Source organism: Pantoea sp. SGAir0180 (genome assembly GCF_043546245.1).
In genome coordinates, this window is sequence record NZ_CP028072.1 from 25,672 (window position 1) to 42,312 (window position 16,641).

Here is a 16,641-nt window from a genome sequence, read left to right on the forward strand (position 1 = left end):
ACATTGTCCACCGGCACGCTAAGCCTTGCGGACAGTCTTCACAAATAAATAAGGCCGGTAAAAATTACCGGCCTGAGTCAGGCAGAATAAGAAAGGCTTACAGCAATGACTGTGCTGTTTTCTCCAGGAGTGCCAGCAGGACAGTAATGTCCTCCAGGGTCACCGTTGGGTTCAACAACGTCATTTTCAGGCAGGTCATACCGTTATGCTCGGTCACGCCGACATTGGCCCGGCCGGATTCCAGCAATGTATCGCCGATGCGCTGGTTGAACAGCGCAATGTCAGCATCGCTCCAGCCCGCGGACTGATGTGGGCGATAACGGAACAGGACGCTCGCCAGCTGAGGTTTCATTACCAGCTCCAGCGCATCCTGCTGTTCAATAAACTGCGCAACCTGCTGTGCCAGCGTGACGCCGTGATCGATAATTTCGGCATACTGTTTCTGGCCCAGCGCTTCCAGTCCCATCCACAGCTTCAGCGCATCGAAACGACGCGTGGTTTGCAGAGATTTTGATACCAGGTTTGGTACGCCCTGTGCCTCATCAAATTCAGAGTTCAGGTAAGCGGCCTGATAGCGCATCAGCTCATAGTGACGGGCTTCTTTTAACAGGAAAGCGCCACAGCTGATTGTCTGGAAGAATTGTTTATGGAAATCCAGCGTAACGGAATCCACCAGATCCAGACCATCCAGGTAATGACGATATTTCTCGGACAGCAGCAGCGCGCCGCCCCAGGCCGCATCAACGTGAACCCAGATGTGCTGCTCAGCCGCCAGCCTGACGATCTCACGTAACGGATCGATAGCACCCGCATCCGTTGTGCCCGCCGTCGCGACAATCGCCAGCACCTGCTCGTTGTTGGCTTTGGCCTGTGCCAGTTTCTGAGCCAGGTCCGTCATATCCATGCGCGCAAACTCGTCGCATTTCACCAACGTGACCGACTGGTAGCCTAAGCCGAGCAGGGCCATATTTTTCTGCACTGAGAAGTGCGCGTTTTCCGAACAGAAAACTTTGATTTTTTTCAGATCGCCAGTCAGGCCGTCCTGCTGCACGGAATGACCCTGACGGGCAAAGAAGGCATCGCGTGCCAGCATCAGCCCCATCAGATTGCTCTGCGTGCCGCCACTGGTAAAGACGCCTGCATCACCCGCCTGATAACCAACCTGCTCGCGCAACCACTCGATCAGCTTCATTTCGATAAGCGTGGCAGAAGGTGCCTGATCCCACGAGTCCATACTCTGGTTCGTGGCGTTGATCAGTACTTCAGCGGCCTGGCTGATAACCAGACTTGGGCAATGTAAATGCGCAACACACTGTGGATGATGAACAGACAGGCTGTCTTTCAGGAAATACTCAATCGCGCGCTCAATGGCGGCCTGGTTACCCAGGCCTTCTGGATTAAAGTCCAGCTTGATGCGTTCGCGGAGTTCTGCAACCGTTTTGCCCTGATACATTTCAGGCTGTTCCAGCCACTTAACAACGGCCGCGCTGCTTTGAGCGATAGCCTGCTGATAAGCCTCGGTGCTTTGCACCGAGGACGCCAGAATAGGATTTGACCGTGACATCGAACTTACTCCACTTAAACTGCTTCGACGCCTGCGGCAAGCAGGGCGTTTTCAAACTTATCCAGGAAAACCTGAAGCTCATCATGGTTGATCAGCAGAGAAGGCAGCAGACGTAATACGCTGCCGTGGCGGCCGCCACGCTCCAGAATCAGACCATTTTCGAAGCATTTTTTCTGCACCAGCGCAGACAGATCGCCGTCAGCCGGGTAGCAGCCCATGTGATCCTGTGCTTCGTTTGGTTTGACCATTTCGATACCGATCATCAAACCCAGACCACGGACGTTGCCAATCGCCGGATAACGTTTTTGCAGCTCGGCCAGTTTGCCTTTCAGCCACTCACCTTTTTCTGCCACGCTGTCAGCGATGTTGTTTTCTTTCAGCAATTTCAACGTTGTCAGACCGGTTGCCATGGCCAGTTGGTTGCCACGGAATGTACCGGTATGGTGGCCAGGCGACCAGGCATCAAATTGCTTTTTAATACCCAGTACGGCTAATGGCAAACCGCCACCGACGGCTTTTGACATAACGATAATGTCGGGTTCAATGCCGGCGTGTTCAAAGGCAAAGAATTTACCGGTACGGGCAAATCCGGCCTGAACCTCATCCAGGATCAGCAGAATGCCGTGCTCCTGGGTGACTTTACGGATACGTTGCAGCCACTCTGCTGGCGCAGGATTGACGCCGCCTTCACCCTGAACGGCTTCCAGGATGACCGCAGCCGGTTTACGTACGCCACTTTCAACGTCGTTGATCAGGTTTTCGAAGTAGTAGGTCAGCGCTTTAACACCGGCTTCGCCGCCAATGCCCAGCGGGCAACGGTAAAGGTGCGGATAAGGCATGAACTGCACTTCCGGCATCATGCCGTCCACGGCTTCTTTCGGTGACAGATTACCTGTCACTGAAAGCGCACCGTGGGTCATGCCATGATAACCGCCGGAGAAGCTGATCACGCCTGAACGGCCCGTGTGTTTTTTCGCCAGTTTCAGCGCGGCTTCAACTGCGTCCGCACCAGAAGGACCAGTGAACTGCAGGCAGTACTCTTTGCCCTGACCCGGTAACAGAGAGAGCAAATATTCTGAGAACGCGTCTTTTAATGGCGTGGTCAGATCGAGAGTATGTAACGGCAAGCCGCTGGTAATGACATTTTGGATGCTTTGCAGTACGTCAGGATGATTATGACCCAACGCAAGCGTTCCGGCACCGGCAAGACAGTCAAGATACTGTTTGTTCTCAACGTCTGTGATCCAGACACCATTAGCTTTTGCGATCGCTAACGGCAATTTACGCGGATAACTTCGAACATTTGATTCAAACTCGGCCTGGCGGGCCAGATAAGACTCATTGTTACCGTTTAATGTATTCGCATTCAAACTATCAATACGGACTTTATCCGTCATCATATCTCTCCTACAACCGGGCGTGGCATCACGCTGCAGTTGGATAAGTGAATAAAATTTAGAACTCATGTTAAAAACGCGGCCAATATATTGTTTTTTAACACAGGACTCAATGATTAATTTTATGTCTTTTTATTAATTCATTTGTTATATAAAACAGTTGCTTACCGTTAATTTCGTCACTAAGTAAGCAACTTTTCTTAAAACAGATAATCAATAAAGTGCCAAAAAACACGCGCTTATCGGATCACGCATGCGTTTTACTAAGTAAAAATAAAGTGTGTTAGCAACCGTTTCGGTGCGGATAAGCGATAAAATTTGAGATTAATCAACCATCAAAATGTAAAACGTGCGCCATAGAGATGAAACAATATAAGGATAAGAGTAAATATAATTATAACTTCTATTTAACATTCCTTTAATGTCGGTGGGCGTCAACGCCACGCTGTTGTTGCGGATGCGGTTAACGCAGCAGTTTTACAAAGTGATGAATATCAGACATCACCTGCTCGACTCTCTCAGGCGAAGACTTAATACTGAGCAGATCGGCATAGCCATTCAGCATGGCGTTGAGCTGACGCGCGCTGCGCGCAACATCCTCAATCCGAAAGTATCCCTGTGCGACGCCAGCCTCAAGAATGCGACACAGCAGGGCATCCCAGCCGGCCGTAATTTTTTCGGCCAGTCCGGCATAATCATCGTGATGCCCAGCCATCTGCCACACTGAAGCATAAAGTTGCCAGCCGGAATCCGCCGCATCAGGAATATGTCCTTCGATTAAACAGTATAGTTGCTGCTCAGGATCCAGCGCGGTCAGTTCACGGGCGAAGTCGTCGAGTTCGCCCTGCATAAAGCGCTCCAGCGCCGTTAAGGTCAGCGTGTGCCAGTCAGGAAAATAGTGATAGATATGACTGCGTGAAATGCCCAGCGTCGCGGTGAGCTCGCGTGTGGTGGCCTTTTCGAGCCCCTTTTCAAGAAAAAGCGCGACGGCGCCCGCCAGAATTTTTTCTTTCAGTGTTTCCCCGGCGGTTTGTGTTGATGCGTGCATCCTGACTCCTGAATTAACTTTGAGCAATCACGCAATTATGATGCGCTGGTACTTGAGCGACCGCTCAGTTTTAACAGTTTACGAAAAGAAAATCATGTGTTCTTCCAGAGCGACACTACCGAATACCGCGCCACATACCGCCATTGCAACCCTGAAAACGCTGGGGCGACGTCACAGTAAAAAGTTGACTCTCACCCTGTTGCGGGTCATGGCGGAAAATGTCTCCTGTTTGCTTTACCCGCTGTTAGCCGGGTTCGCGATTAGTGCCATTATCACCGGACATGCGCTCCAGGCCATGCTTCATGCGGTAATGGCCTTTACAATGTGGGAAACGGTGCGGCAAGGCGTAGCGTGGAAACCCGAATTTTTGCACGGATCTATGTAGAGTTGGCGGTGCCGGTGGTCGTGGCGCAACGCGAAGCGTAATGCCTCAACGATTGCTATCCGTGTGACGCTGTCACGTGAGTTTGTCGACTTTTTTGAGCTGCATTTGCCTGTCTTAATAACATCCGTCGTCCCATCAGCGGTGCCGCCATCGTGTTGCTGGCAATTGCGTTCTGGACGGGCGTCGGTTGCCCGATCATTTTGCTAAGCCTGGCATGTTTCCTGCCGGGATTCTCACACAAAAATAAAGCCTTGTCTGGCCGGCTAAATAACCGACTGGAAAAAGAGATCAGCTTGCCGCCGGCACAACGCGCAGGACAGCCTGACGTAACAGGTTCACACACCTCACCCGTCTCAACGGTCAGTACCGCTTCGTATCAAATTTGTTTACTATCCATTTAATATATTCATAACCCAAATAACCATCTGGTTTAACTACTGCCAACAGGATAACGCTGTCCAGGCGCTGTTGAAGGATCACAAAGCATCATGCTGGGTTTGCCGCTAACAGGAAAAAGATTTCTTGCATGCGTAACGTAAAGGACAGTGGCTGGCTTGTCGATAGAGTTAATCAGAGCAGGTCGTCGCAGTCATCACTTCGTCAAGTTTAGCGATGACGTAAGGCAAAGCATCCAGGACGCATTGCATTCTGGCAACACACTATTCGTATGCCAAAGAAGGATTTGCTGCCAGAGAAAGGCAGCTTTTTGACTGGATAATATGATGAATCACTATTCACGCCGACGCGTGCTGAAGATGGTTGGGCTTGTCGTTGTGGCCAGCGCGACCGGCCATCTGTTCCCTTTGGCGCCTCTCAACGCCGCGCAACCGAACATGCAGGCAGATGCCCTTGATGTGTTTATGCTGGTTTCACAGCAACTGACACAACAGAACGAGCTCAATGACACGGTAGGCAGTGCGCTGTTTGATGCGTTCAGTCAGACGCAGAAAAACTTCAGCGCGGCACTTTTTCATCTCAGCAACCTGTTAACGCATCAGCCCGACCTGTTACAACAGGCACGCCTGCAGTTTGCTGAAACTGAGGCGGCGAGCGCCAGACTGGCCGGGGCGATTCTGAGCAGCTGGTATACCGGCATTGTCGGCAAAGGCAAAAATGCGCGCTATATCACCTATATCAACACGCTTGCGAATCGGGTCGTTAACGACAAACTGGTTCCACCGAGCTTCTCCTATGGCGTCTGTGGCAGTTGGGCGAGCCAACCGTGACCCTTTTCAAGAGTAATGTTATCCATGAAGAAGAATAATTCGGCTGATGTGGTCGTTATCGGTGCAGGCGTGAATGGCGCGTTGCTGGCGACGCGTCTGGCGAAAGCCGGAAAGTCCGTTATCCTGCTTGAATCCGGACCTAAGGTCAGCCGTGGAGAACTGGTGGAGCGCTTCCGCAGTTCTGCCTTTAAGTCTGACTTTATGTCACCGTACCCCTTTTCACCGATGGCACCCCAACCGCGCTATACCCCAGAACCCAATGATTATCTGCAGCAACTGGGTCCTCAGGCATTTAATGCGCAATATATTCGTATTTTTGGCGGCACCAGCTGGCACTGGGCGGCTCAGTTGTGGCGCTTTGTCCCGAATGATTTTCAGCAACATTCGCTGTATGGCGTGGGAAAAGACTGGCCGATTAGCTATCAGGATCTGGAACCTTATTACTATGAAGCCGAAGTCATCGCTGGCGTCGGCGGATCGCCGGACAACGGCTCGCCTCGCAGTAAGCCGTTTCCGATGGAACGGGTGCCAGCCTCCTGGTTGCAGCAACGTGTCACAGCCCGACTCGCGCCAGACTTCACCGTACTGGATGACAGTACCGGTCGCAACAGCCGAAGTTACGATGGCCGACCGGCCTGCTGTGGAAACAATAACTGCATGCCCGTGTGCCCCATTGACGCGCAGTATCACGGTGGCCTGGCCGCTCAGCAGGCGGAAGACAGCGGCGTACAGGTAATCACTGAAGCTGTCGTTTATCAACTTGAGCACGATGCGCAGGGGCGGATTGTGGCCGCAAACTATTATGACTGGAATAAAACCCGCCATCGCGTGACGGCGCAGACATTTGTTCTGGCGGCCAATGCGATTGAAACGCCTAAGCTGCTGCTGATGTCCACCAGCGAGAGATTCCCACAGGGCATCGGCAATGCCCGGGACACTGTGGGCCGTAACCTCTGCGATCACCCCGCGATTGGCGTGACGTTTGATGTGGATGAAGAAATCTGGCCCGGACGCGGCCCCGTCAGCCCGTGCTCAATCGGGCAGTTCAGGGACGGTAAGTTCCGTCGTGAACACGCGCCATTCCGTCTGGATATTTCCAATGCCTCGCAGGTCGCCGCGGTGACGAAAGAAGTGCTGGAGGAAGGCTATTTTGGCAAAAAACTTCAGGAACAGATTCGCTTCCGTGCGGCACGTCGTCTCAGCATAAAGAATGCCCTGGAACAGCTCCCGGATCCCACCAACCGCGTCACGTTAAGCAGTAACAAAGATGCTCTGGGGCTGCCTACCCCGGCACTGTACTGGAATGTGGACGAGTATGTGCAAAAGGGCACGGCGAAAACCCGTGAATGTTATGACGCGATTGCCGCAAAGCTGGGCGCGACCAATATTCGCCACAGTAAAAGCGGCAAATTTTCTAATCGCCAACATATTACTGGCACGTTGTCGATGGGCCTGGATCCCGCTATCAGCGTCACGGATGCCTGGGGACGGGCGCACGATCATGAAAACCTGTTTATGGTGGGCACTGGCGTGATGCCCACGGTCGGAACCTGTAATGTCACACTGACCGCCATGGCGCTTGCGTTGCGCACGGCTGATAAAATTTTGCAGGAGACGCAGCATGGATAAGTTACTGAGGCGCCTGGTGCCGCCGATTGCCCTTATGCTCAGCCTCATGCAGACCACTGCGCATGCCGAAAGCCAGGGCGATCTTATTAAGCGGGGAGAATACCTTGCCGTAGCCGGGGACTGCGCGGCCTGCCATACAGAAGAGGGCAAAGCACCGTTTACCGGTGGCCATGCGATTGGCAGCCCGTTAGGGATCATCTTCAGTACCAACATTACGCCTTCAAAAACGGCAGGCATTGGTCACTACAGTGAGAAGCAGTTTGCCGATGCCTTACGCAAGGGCATTCGCGCGGATGGCAGCCATCTTTATCCGGCCATGCCGTATACCGCCTATGCCCGGATTAACGACAGCGATATCTCCGCGCTTTATGCCTATTTTATGTACGGTGTAAAAGCAGATGATACACAGCCAGAAAAAACGGCGTTGCCGTTTCCGTTTAATCTCCGCTTCAGCATGGCGGCGTGGAATCTTCTGTTCCTTGACGACAAGCCTTTTACTCCCGATCCCAGCCAGTCTGCTGAATGGAATCGCGGCGCGTATCTGGTGGAAGGGTTAACCCACTGCAGCACCTGCCATACGCCACGTAATTTCCTGATGGCGGAGGAGTCGGATAAATCGTTACAGGGCGCTTCTCTCGGGACCTGGTATGCGCCAGCGATTACGTCTGCTGCGTTACAAAGTGACGATCAGTGGTCACGCGAGTCTCTGGCAGCTTATCTTGCCAGCGGTCACGCCGATAATGGTGCAACGGCGGCCGGCCCGATGCTGGAAGCCATCGACAAAAGTTTTTCGCGGATGACGCCGGACGATCGGGCCGCTATCGCGACCTACCTGTTGCCTGCAGTCGATCACGAAGACGACACGGATGCCGATGCCGACAGTGAGGAGCCCACCGTCGGTCTGACGCCCGTCACCGGGGACGATACACCTGATATGTTATCGGATATGACGGACGGCGAGCAGATTTACCGTAATAACTGCGCATCCTGCCATAACCTGGAAGGACAGGGACTTAACGGCCTGCCTGCCTTAACCAAACATCCGGTACTGGAGAAACCCAATGCGGATAACGTGGCGATGGTCATACTGGACGGTGTCTGGCCTGCAAAAGGGCAGGGCATGCTCAGTTTTGCCAAGACCTTAAATGACACACAAATTGCCGATGTCACGAACTACGTGATGCAGGACATCGGCAACAGTGCAGTGCGCATCACTCCGGCGCGCGTGAAAGCATTGCGTCAGGGCGGTGAGCCTTCACTGCTGCTGCCGTTGGTCCGGGGGGCGATGGTCGCAGGCGTGCTGGTGGTCATTGGGGGGCTGTTTTGGTGGTGGCGTCGTCGACGTTAAGGCATCTTCCCCTCTGTCTCTGAGGGCAGAGGGGAAACCTGATAATCAGCTCACTCGCCCTGCCGCATTATGCTTCCACCGCCGGAGAAGATTCTCTTTCCTCTCGCTGACATGCACAGCATGCGCGTGAAAGCGTAACCGTCATCTACACTAAACACAGTTGGCAGAAATGGCCTGTGTGGTTGTCATTGTTAACATGTTATTTCTGATATGTTGCGGTATCCCATAGCGAAAAAACGGTAAACCGGCATGGAATTACGTCGTAAAAAAGATGCTGCAATGATGCGCCTTTCCCCGCTGCTCAGAAGCATAACACTGGCCTGTAGTTTACTGACGCTGGGCGTGATTGTGGTTAATGCCTGGACGCTGCACATGGACTGGCAGAGAACCGTCCGGTCAACCGAGGAGCGTGCGATTGATCTCTCTGTCGCACAGGCCCGTCAGGCAGAAGATACCTTTTTGCAAATCGAACTTTCTCTGCGCGAGGTACAGCGCGTTATTCAGTCCCAGCCCGGAACGGATATTGACGTGGCGGAAGTCAATAACATCATGCGCACCTTACAAAGTCGTCTTCCTCAACTGGAGGACATGTTTTACTTTGACTCACAAGGGCGATGGATAGCCAGTTCGCTTACTGAGATGCCCAAAGGAAATAACAATGCTGACCGGGAGTATTTTATTTTCCATCAACATAATCTTCGTAGCAGCGTGCATGTCGGTCCGGCGCTCCGCAGCCGCAGCTCGGGACGCTATGTCATCCCGGTATCCTTACGGATTAATGACGACTATGGCGGCTTCAAAGGTGTGCTGCTCGCCACGATTAGCATTGATTATTTCCGCCATTATTACGATTACTTTGTTATCGGCCCGCAGGATTTACTGGTGCTTATGCTGGCAGACAGTACGGTGCTGTATGCGCGCCCTTTGCCAGACAGCTATATCGGCAAAAACCTCTCCTCCAGTCCACTTTTCCATCAGTTATTAGCCAATGCCGAGCGCGGAAGCGGCCAGTGGAAAGCCGAACTGGATGGCGAAAAGCGAATATTTGGTTTTGTCAGCTCCAGCCGTTATCCGGTAGTTGTGACCGCGGGATTTGATACCAAACGGCTTTTTTTAGAGTGGATGCAAAGCCGCGTGCAGGGGGTTTTACTGAGCCTTGTATTGCTGGTGGGCATTATTCTGCTCTGGATATTTATCCGGAATGAAGCCAGGCGCAGCCTGCGTTATCAACTTGAACTGACGCATCTTCGCGATGAGCTCACCGCCGCGAATCAGTCGCTGAAGAGTCTGGCAAACGCGGACGGGCTTACAGGGCTGGCAAATCGTCGCTATTTCGATCAATTCCTGAAAAAAAGCCTGCTCCATGCGCGCAGCAGCGGCGGGCCGGTGTCGCTGATCCTTTTCGATATCGACTATTTTAAACGCTACAACGATACTTATGGCCATGTGTCAGGTGACGAATGCTTACAGCAGGTCGCCCAGATACTGAAAACGTTTGCCCAACGTCGCACGGATATCGCGGCCCGTTATGGCGGCGAAGAATTTGCGATTGTGTTGGCCGATACGTCGGCCCGGGATGCGCTGACCGTTGCCTTAAGTGTGGTCGAGACCGTCAGACAACGGGCCATACCTCATGTCTCAACGGGGCTCACAACGGGTTGCGTTACGCTCAGTGCGGGGGTGGCGGCTACGGAGGCTGGCGAAGGGCCAGAGCATGCAGAATCACTGATCAAGCGTGCGGATGATGCCTTGTACCGGACAAAACACGAAGGGCGAAACGGTGCTAGTCTGTAACGTCGCGCCATTCAGTGCCGCTGCCCGGATTAGCTCCGGGCAGTGGTGTCTTACTTGTCGCTACCGAAGCCTTGCTTATGCAGTGCGGGCAGGACTTTGGGGAAATAGATGTGTTGGTAATAGCCACTCACGCTGTCACTCCAGCTTTCGCCGTCGGCGCGGCCTGTATCTTTCCAGTGCTGCACCATCTCGGCGTTATAGTGGGCAATCTGTTGTTCCAGGCCTTCGGTATGGTAGCTTTCCTCATGACGGAAAGTCTGCATTGGCAGGCGTGGCTTCTGAAACGCGGGTTGATCAACATAGCCGATAACCACACCTGCGACCGGGAAGGTATATTCTGGCAGGTTAAGCAGTTCGATCATGGCGTAAGGATCGCGGCGGATACCACCAATCGGCACAATGCCCAGCCCTTCTGAACGGGCTGCAGCCATGATGCTTCCCAGGGCAATACCCACATCCGTCGAGCCAGAAACAATACTTTCAATGCTCTGCTGGGCAATTTGCTCTTTGCCTACGGCGGCCATCGCCATCCGTGATTTATGCATATCCAGCACCACAGTGATAAAGACAGGGGCTTTAGCGATCCACGGTTGGCCGCCCGCGATTTGCGAGATAGCCTGGCGTTTAGCCGGATCGCGTGTCACCACCAGAGAAACCTGCTGTGAGTTTACGGAGGTAGGCGCGCGATAAGCAGTGCTGATTATGCGATCCAGAATGGCATCATCGACCGGCTGATCGGTGAAGCTGCGTTCGCTTTTGTGACGGGTAAACAGGTTAATTATCTCGCTCATCATCTCTCCTGACATCATCCTTTAAAAATCGTGTCGTGAGGATAACAAAAGAGTGCGCTGTGCTCTTTAACCGTACTGGCTTTCACCCGCCAAAACAGGTTAACTGCCTTCAAACGAATCAGATCAGGTCCTGTCAGCAGCACGACACGAAGGGCGTCGATAGCCTGTCGGCACAACGCTTAACCGTCTCTGCACCTTGCAGAACCGTTAGCCGCCATAATCACATCACGTTCTGTCATTCTGCTGACACTTTTCAGCCATAAATCTTTCATTTTGCTCCGCTAGCTTACTGCCATTCTCATTGGCAGAGCGGCGAAGCTATGAGCCATTTGGCGCTTCACAACATCACTAAACGCTGGGGCGAAAAAACTGCTCTGGATAACATTTGTTTCGAAGCGGAAGAAGGAACCTTTGTAGCGCTGTTAGGTCCGTCAGGCTGCGGTAAGTCGACGCTGCTTCGGACGATCGCCGGACTGGAAACCGCGGATGAGGGAACGGTCAGTTTCAGTCATCGCGATATCACGCACCTGCCGCCATCAGAGCGCAAACTTTCGATGGTTTTTCAGTCGTATGCGCTGTTTCCGCATCTCAGCGTTCGCGAAAATTTGCTGTTTGGTTTAAAAGCGCGCGGCGAGAACAGGCAGACATTTGCTGGCCGCCTGAGCCGCGTCAGCAAATTAATGGAACTGGAGACGTTGCTGGATCGGTTACCTGCACAGCTTTCGGGCGGCCAACAACAGCGCGTTGCACTCGGACGTGCCGTGATTGCCAACAACACCTTATGCCTGATGGATGAACCCCTTTCTAACCTGGACGCGAAACTGCGCCAAAGTATGCGTCGCGAAATTCGTGCGCTGCAGAGAGCGCTGGGCCTGACGATGCTCTATGTCACCCACGATCAGACGGAAGCGATGAGCATGGCTGACCGCATCATTCTGCTGAATGATGGCCGGATTGAGCAGCATGATACGCCAGACAACCTGTATAACAATCCGGCCAGTATTTTTGCGGCGCAGTTTATCGGTGCGCCGCCCATGAATATTCTGCCGCTGACCTCTGTCAACGGCAGGCACTTTTTGAGCCAGCCCACTCAGCCTGTGGTCAGCGAGTCGTCTGAGACGGCGCTCAGTCTGGGGATCAGGGCGGAAGATATCCAGTTCATTGATCCTCACAGTGCGGGGTTGACTGCCAACGTCGTGAACTACGAATACATGGGCGCAGATACGTTAGTAGTCTGTCAGCTAACAGGCAGCCAGGCCGTTTTAACCGTTACCGTGCCGGGCATGAAACGTTTTAACGAAGGTCATCTGACCGGGCTGCAATGGCCTGTCGATAAGCAATACCTGTTTTCCACTGCGAGCGGTAAACGCTGTTTACACGCTGAACAGCAGATGTCTGCCTCTTTCAAACAATACGCCGTTTAACTTTTACCTAAGGGAAAATCATGCCAGCCATTCGTCTGTCACGTTTGCTTTCAGCCTTACTTATCGCGACGAGCACGGCAGTCTTTGCCGCCGAGCCGGTCAAACTGCAAATGTATTACCCTATCGCGGTCGGTGGGGCGATCAGCCATACCGTGGAAGCGCTGGTGGCCGATTTCGAAAAAATTCATCCTGAGGTCAGCATTCAGCCTGTTTATACCGGTGACTACGCCACAACGGTTACGAAAGCCTTAACCGCCTTTCGTGGCGGGAATGCGCCGCAAATGGCGGTCATTGGTGATATCGAAGCCTACTCTCTGATGGATGCAGGGGCTATTGTGGCGGCCAGCGATCTGGCTCAGGATGACGCCGGTAAAAAATGGATCGACAGCTTTTACCCCGCTTTTTTGCGCCACATCAACGGCAAAGTCTGGGGCGTGCCTTTTCAGCGCTCGACGGTGGTGCTGTACTGGAATAAACAGGCGTTTGAAAAAGCGGGTCTGGCTGCTGATACAGCGCCTGCGAACTGGCAGCAGGTGGTGGATTTCGGTAAAAAACTGGTCGTGAAAGACGGCGATAACGTCAGTCAGTGGGGCATCGAAATCCCGACGACGCCCAATGGTTACTGGGTTTTCCAGGGCTTTGCGGCCACGAACGGCGCGCATCTGGATAACGGCAAGGGCACGGCGGTCTATTTTAATACGCCCAACAATGTCGAAACGGTGCAATGGCTGACCGATTTAGGCCAGAAGGCGGGCGTTTCCCCGAAAGGCGCGATTGCCTGGGGCACGACGCCACAGGATTTCCTCAGTGGCAAAACGGCCATGATGGTTACCACCACCGGCAACCTGAGTGTGGTGCGCAAAAATGCCAAATTCCCGTTTGGTGTTGCCATGTTGCCTGAAAAAACACAGCGCGGCAGCCCAACGGGCGGCGGTAATCTCTACGTTTTCAAAAGTGCTTCACCAGAACAGCAAAAAGCCGCCATGGAATTTATCCGTTGGGTCACCGCGCCAGAGCAGGCGGCGCGCTGGAGTATTGCGACAGGCTATGTCGCTACCTCCCCGGCAGCATGGGAAACGCCAGCGATGCAAGACTATGTGAAGCAGGTTCCTCAGGCGCTGGTCGCTCGTGAACAACTGAAATATGCCCAGCCTGAACTCTCTACCTACAACAGTGTGCAGATACAGGAAGCCCTGAACCATGCCATTGAGGCGGCGGTGACGCAGTCTAAAACCCCGGCTGAGGCACTGGAAGCGGCACAGAAGCAGGCCGATCGTTTACTGAAGGCCTATCAGTAAGGGGATGGCGATGAACATGGCGGCAACAGCAACGCCCGCACCGCGTGTGCGGCGCGGTTCACTTCAGCTGTGTGGCTATTTGCTGATTTTACCGGCGCTGGGTTTTCTGCTGCTGTTTACCCATTATCCTGCGCTGGCAACGGTGTGGGAAAGCCTGTTCAGCGCTGCCCGTGCAGGTCATCCGGCCTACTTTGTTGGGCTGGATAACTACGCTGCGCTGCTGGATGATGATGTGTTTATCCGGTCGCTGTGGAATAACCTGTTGTATGCCTTGATCACTATACCGCTTGCGGTTTCCCTGGCGTTACTGATGGCCCTGGCCGTTAACCGACGGCTGGCGGGTAACGCCGCTGTGCGTGCAGCCTTCTTTATTCCCTCTCTGCTGCCGATGATAGCCATCGCCAATCTGTGGCTGTTTTTCTACACACCACAGCTGGGACTTCTGAATAAGCTGCTTGCGCTGTTTTCTGTCGCACCGGTTAACTGGCTCGGCGAACCCGGCACGACGCTCGGGTGCCTGATGGCCGTTTCTGTCTGGCGCGAGGCTGGTTTTTTTATGATTTTTTATCTGGCTGCGTTACAGCAGCTCGATCCGCGCCTCAGCGAAGCAGCACAAATCGAAGGGGCGTCAAAGGGGTATTTTTTTCGCCGCGTCCAGTGGCCGTTACTGATGCCGACGACGTTGTTCGTGCTGATTAATGCCTCAATGAATGCATTTCGTATCGTCGATCAGGTGATTGCGATGACCAACGGTGGCCCGGACAACAGCAGCAGTCTGTTGCTGTTTTATATCTACCGTACGGCATTCAGCTACTGGGATCTCCCTGCGGCAGCGGCGATGACCGTCGTATTGCTGCTGATTTTAGCCCTGATTGCGGTGCTGAAATTTTCCCTGTTGGATAAGCGAGCGCACTATCAATGAAGCCTGAATTCTCTGCGGGCCGACTGTGCCTGAATATGGTTATCTGGCTGGCGGCGCTGCTGTGGTTGTTACCGATACTGGTGGCGTTGTGGGTAGCGGTTCACCCGGCGGCCGATCAGGGAAGCTTCTCGCTGTGGGCACCCCTGACGCTACAAAATTTCACGGATGCCTGGCACGCCGCGCCCTTTGGCCGCTATTTCCTGAATACCATATTGCTGGTGGTCATGATTGTGGTGTGTCAGCTTATCCTGGCCACGATGGCGGCGTACGCGCTGGTCAGGTTTCGCCTGAAATATTCGGGTTTTCTGTTCGCGCTTATCCTGTTACAGCTGATGATAAGCCCGGATGTCCTGATCCTGAATAATTACAAAACCATTGGTGCGCTGGGCTTGCGCGATACGTTGACCGGCATTGCCTTGCCGTATTTTGCTTCAGCATTTGCGATTTTCTTGCTGCGCCAGACCTTTAAAAGCATCCCTGTGGTGCTGGAAGAAGCGGCCATTGTAGAGGGCGCCAGTCGGTTTTATATCCTGCGCGAAATCTATATTCCGCTGGCCAGGCCAATCTATATCGCTTTTGCACTGGTCTCCATTAGTTTCCACTGGAATGATTTTCTGTGGCCGCTGGTTATTACGGATTCTGTAAAAGTCCGTCCGTTGACGGTAGGACTGCAGTTATTTTCGGCACCGGAGCAGGGCGTGCAATGGGCACTGATTGGGGCGGCAACGATCATGACAACGCTGCCGCTGTTGCTGTTGTTTCTGGTGTTCCAGCGCCAGTTTATCCAGTCATTTATGCGCGCAGGCATTCGGTAAGGAAAATAACATGTTAACGCCGCACACTCTCAGCCCGTCACAACGTACCTTGCTGGCGGATATTGCGTCGCTGTATCAGCCGCCATCGTTACGTGCGTTGCCCGTCAGAGATAATGGCATCCGTTTTGGTCTGCTTGCCGATCCTCAGTATGCTGATGTGGACCCGGATATCAGCAATAATCTTTACTACCGCAATGGCCTTAATAAACTCAGCCAGGCCATCAAGGCATTCAACGCGGAGCCGCTGGATTTTGTGGTGACGCTGGGCGATCTGGTGGATCGCCACTGGCAAAGCTATGCCGCCATACTGCCGGTGTTTGCCCGGTTACAGCATCCGCATGCCGTGGTACTGGGCAACCATGATGCGCAGACCATCGCTGAACGACTAGATAATCAGGCTCCCTTACCCAAAGGCTATTACGCTTTTCGTTTTAACGGTTGGCGCTTTGTTGTTTACGATGGCAACGATATGAGCCTGTACTGTAATACCCTCAACGGCCGCGATCGTGAAGAGGCCGCAGCCTTGTTAGCGCAACTGCAACATGACCAACAGCCTCAGGCGCAGCCCTGGAACGGTGCCGTTGGCAGGCAACAATTCAACTGGATTGAACAGCAGCTACAGGCTGCCCAACAGTCACGGGAAAGCGTGATTGTTTTTGGCCACTATCCGCTGGCACCCGTAACCACGCACCGCCTGATGAATGCCCCCGCGCTGGTGGCGTTATTCACACGTTATCGCGTACGCGCCTGTTTTGCCGGGCACGATCATCGTGGAGGTTATGCCTGTATCGACGGGACGGAATTTTTCACCCTGAAAGGCATGCTGGATGGCCCCACAGCGGTGCCCTTTGCGTGGGTTGATATCACGGGTGACCAACTCAGGGTGTCCGGTTTTGGTGGAGAAATCAGCCGGGGCTAGCGTTTTGTGGGTGCGGGTTCAGCGTGTCTGATGCAGGGGAAACGCGAACAGCGCTGTGTTATGCATTTTAGTTACATCATA

The 16,641-nt window shown here is 53.4% G+C and carries 13 protein-coding genes and 1 pseudogene; 10 read left to right on the forward strand and 4 right to left on the reverse strand.

What is annotated here, in order from left to right; translation table 11 throughout:
* Positions 1-97 precede the first annotated feature (97 nt).
* The 3 genes from C1N58_RS20760 to C1N58_RS20770 form a co-directional block, all read right to left on the reverse strand.
* Positions 98-1,564: a pyridoxal phosphate-dependent decarboxylase family protein gene (locus C1N58_RS20760; RefSeq protein ID WP_205952995.1), complete on the reverse strand. Its 1,467-nt coding sequence runs from the start codon at positions 1,562-1,564 to the stop codon at positions 98-100.
* Between the two features lie 14 nt (positions 1,565-1,578).
* Complete coding sequence (locus C1N58_RS20765; RefSeq protein WP_039339318.1) at positions 1,579-2,961, reverse strand: diaminobutyrate--2-oxoglutarate transaminase; 1,383 nt, start codon at positions 2,959-2,961, stop codon at positions 1,579-1,581.
* Positions 2,962-3,424: 463 nt separating this feature from the next.
* Positions 3,425-4,009, reverse strand: a complete 585-nt coding sequence (locus C1N58_RS20770; protein ID WP_394551247.1) for a TetR/AcrR family transcriptional regulator — start codon at positions 4,007-4,009, stop codon at positions 3,425-3,427.
* Between the two features lie 94 nt (positions 4,010-4,103).
* Here C1N58_RS20770 and C1N58_RS20775 point away from each other — a divergent pair.
* The 5 genes and pseudogenes from C1N58_RS20775 to C1N58_RS20795 form a co-directional block, all read left to right on the forward strand.
* Positions 4,104-4,687 (forward strand): annotated as a pseudogene (locus C1N58_RS20775) (ABC transporter six-transmembrane domain-containing protein); the annotation flags it as partial.
* Positions 4,688-5,116: 429 nt separating this feature from the next.
* Positions 5,117-5,620, forward strand: coding sequence for a sugar dehydrogenase complex small subunit (locus C1N58_RS20780; protein WP_394551293.1), 504 nt, complete (start codon positions 5,117-5,119; stop codon positions 5,618-5,620).
* Positions 5,621-5,644: 24 nt separating this feature from the next.
* On the forward strand, positions 5,645-7,249 hold the full coding sequence (locus C1N58_RS20785) for a GMC family oxidoreductase (RefSeq protein WP_394551245.1): 1,605 nt from the start codon (positions 5,645-5,647) through the stop codon (positions 7,247-7,249).
* Positions 7,242-8,597, forward strand: coding sequence for a cytochrome c (locus C1N58_RS20790; RefSeq protein ID WP_394564934.1), 1,356 nt, complete (start codon positions 7,242-7,244; stop codon positions 8,595-8,597). Before C1N58_RS20785 ends, C1N58_RS20790 begins: the two co-directional genes overlap by 8 nt.
* Before the next feature lie 249 nt (positions 8,598-8,846).
* A complete protein-coding gene (locus C1N58_RS20795) occupies positions 8,847-10,391 on the forward strand; it encodes a sensor domain-containing diguanylate cyclase (RefSeq protein WP_205952999.1) in 1,545 nt (514 codons plus the stop codon).
* A gap of 50 nt (positions 10,392-10,441) precedes the next feature.
* Here C1N58_RS20795 and C1N58_RS20800 read toward each other — a convergent pair whose 3' ends face one another.
* Positions 10,442-11,182, reverse strand: a complete 741-nt coding sequence (locus tag C1N58_RS20800) for a nitroreductase family protein (protein ID WP_394564981.1) — start codon at positions 11,180-11,182, stop codon at positions 10,442-10,444.
* Between the two features lie 320 nt (positions 11,183-11,502).
* On the opposite strand from C1N58_RS20800, the gene C1N58_RS20805 reads away from it, so the two are divergent.
* From C1N58_RS20805 to C1N58_RS20825, 5 genes are read left to right on the forward strand one after another with little or no spacing between them, the layout of a single operon-like run.
* Positions 11,503-12,606, forward strand: a complete 1,104-nt coding sequence (locus tag C1N58_RS20805; RefSeq protein WP_394551239.1) for an ABC transporter ATP-binding protein — start codon at positions 11,503-11,505, stop codon at positions 12,604-12,606.
* Positions 12,607-12,626: 20 nt separating this feature from the next.
* Positions 12,627-13,904: an ABC transporter substrate-binding protein gene (locus C1N58_RS20810; RefSeq protein WP_394564935.1), complete on the forward strand. Its 1,278-nt coding sequence runs from the start codon at positions 12,627-12,629 to the stop codon at positions 13,902-13,904.
* Positions 13,905-13,908: 4 nt separating this feature from the next.
* Positions 13,909-14,826: a carbohydrate ABC transporter permease gene (locus tag C1N58_RS20815; RefSeq protein WP_394551235.1), complete on the forward strand. Its 918-nt coding sequence runs from the start codon at positions 13,909-13,911 to the stop codon at positions 14,824-14,826.
* Positions 14,823-15,641, forward strand: coding sequence for a carbohydrate ABC transporter permease (locus C1N58_RS20820; RefSeq protein WP_394564936.1), 819 nt, complete (start codon positions 14,823-14,825; stop codon positions 15,639-15,641). Before C1N58_RS20815 ends, C1N58_RS20820 begins: the two co-directional genes overlap by 4 nt.
* Positions 15,642-15,651: 10 nt before the next feature.
* The gene (locus C1N58_RS20825) at positions 15,652-16,560 is read left to right on the forward strand and encodes a metallophosphoesterase (RefSeq protein WP_033742271.1); all 909 of its coding nucleotides are present in this window, start codon (positions 15,652-15,654) and stop codon (positions 16,558-16,560) included.
* Positions 16,561-16,641: the final 81 nt, after the last annotated feature.

What these genes read in the sequence shown, in the direction of transcription:
- C1N58_RS20785 (WP_394551245.1), top strand. Translation starts at nt 5,645, where the DNA reads ATGAAGAAGAATAATTCGGCTGATGTGGTCGTTATCGGTGCAGGCGTG.
- C1N58_RS20765 (WP_039339318.1), bottom strand. Translation starts at nt 2,961, where the DNA reads ATGACGGATAAAGTCCGTATTGATAGTTTGAATGCGAATACATTAAAC.
- C1N58_RS20760 (WP_205952995.1), bottom strand. Translation starts at nt 1,564, where the DNA reads ATGTCACGGTCAAATCCTATTCTGGCGTCCTCGGTGCAAAGCACCGAG.
- C1N58_RS20820 (WP_394564936.1), top strand. Translation starts at nt 14,823, where the DNA reads ATGAAGCCTGAATTCTCTGCGGGCCGACTGTGCCTGAATATGGTTATC.
- C1N58_RS20800 (WP_394564981.1), bottom strand. Translation starts at nt 11,182, where the DNA reads ATGAGCGAGATAATTAACCTGTTTACCCGTCACAAAAGCGAACGCAGC.
- C1N58_RS20795 (WP_205952999.1), top strand. Translation starts at nt 8,847, where the DNA reads ATGGAATTACGTCGTAAAAAAGATGCTGCAATGATGCGCCTTTCCCCG.
- C1N58_RS20810 (WP_394564935.1), top strand. Translation starts at nt 12,627, where the DNA reads ATGCCAGCCATTCGTCTGTCACGTTTGCTTTCAGCCTTACTTATCGCG.
- C1N58_RS20790 (WP_394564934.1), top strand. Translation starts at nt 7,242, where the DNA reads ATGGATAAGTTACTGAGGCGCCTGGTGCCGCCGATTGCCCTTATGCTC.
- C1N58_RS20815 (WP_394551235.1), top strand. Translation starts at nt 13,909, where the DNA reads ATGGCGATGAACATGGCGGCAACAGCAACGCCCGCACCGCGTGTGCGG.
- C1N58_RS20825 (WP_033742271.1), top strand. Translation starts at nt 15,652, where the DNA reads ATGTTAACGCCGCACACTCTCAGCCCGTCACAACGTACCTTGCTGGCG.
- C1N58_RS20770 (WP_394551247.1), bottom strand. Translation starts at nt 4,009, where the DNA reads ATGCACGCATCAACACAAACCGCCGGGGAAACACTGAAAGAAAAAATT.
- C1N58_RS20805 (WP_394551239.1), top strand. Translation starts at nt 11,503, where the DNA reads ATGAGCCATTTGGCGCTTCACAACATCACTAAACGCTGGGGCGAAAAA.
- C1N58_RS20780 (WP_394551293.1), top strand. Translation starts at nt 5,117, where the DNA reads ATGAATCACTATTCACGCCGACGCGTGCTGAAGATGGTTGGGCTTGTC.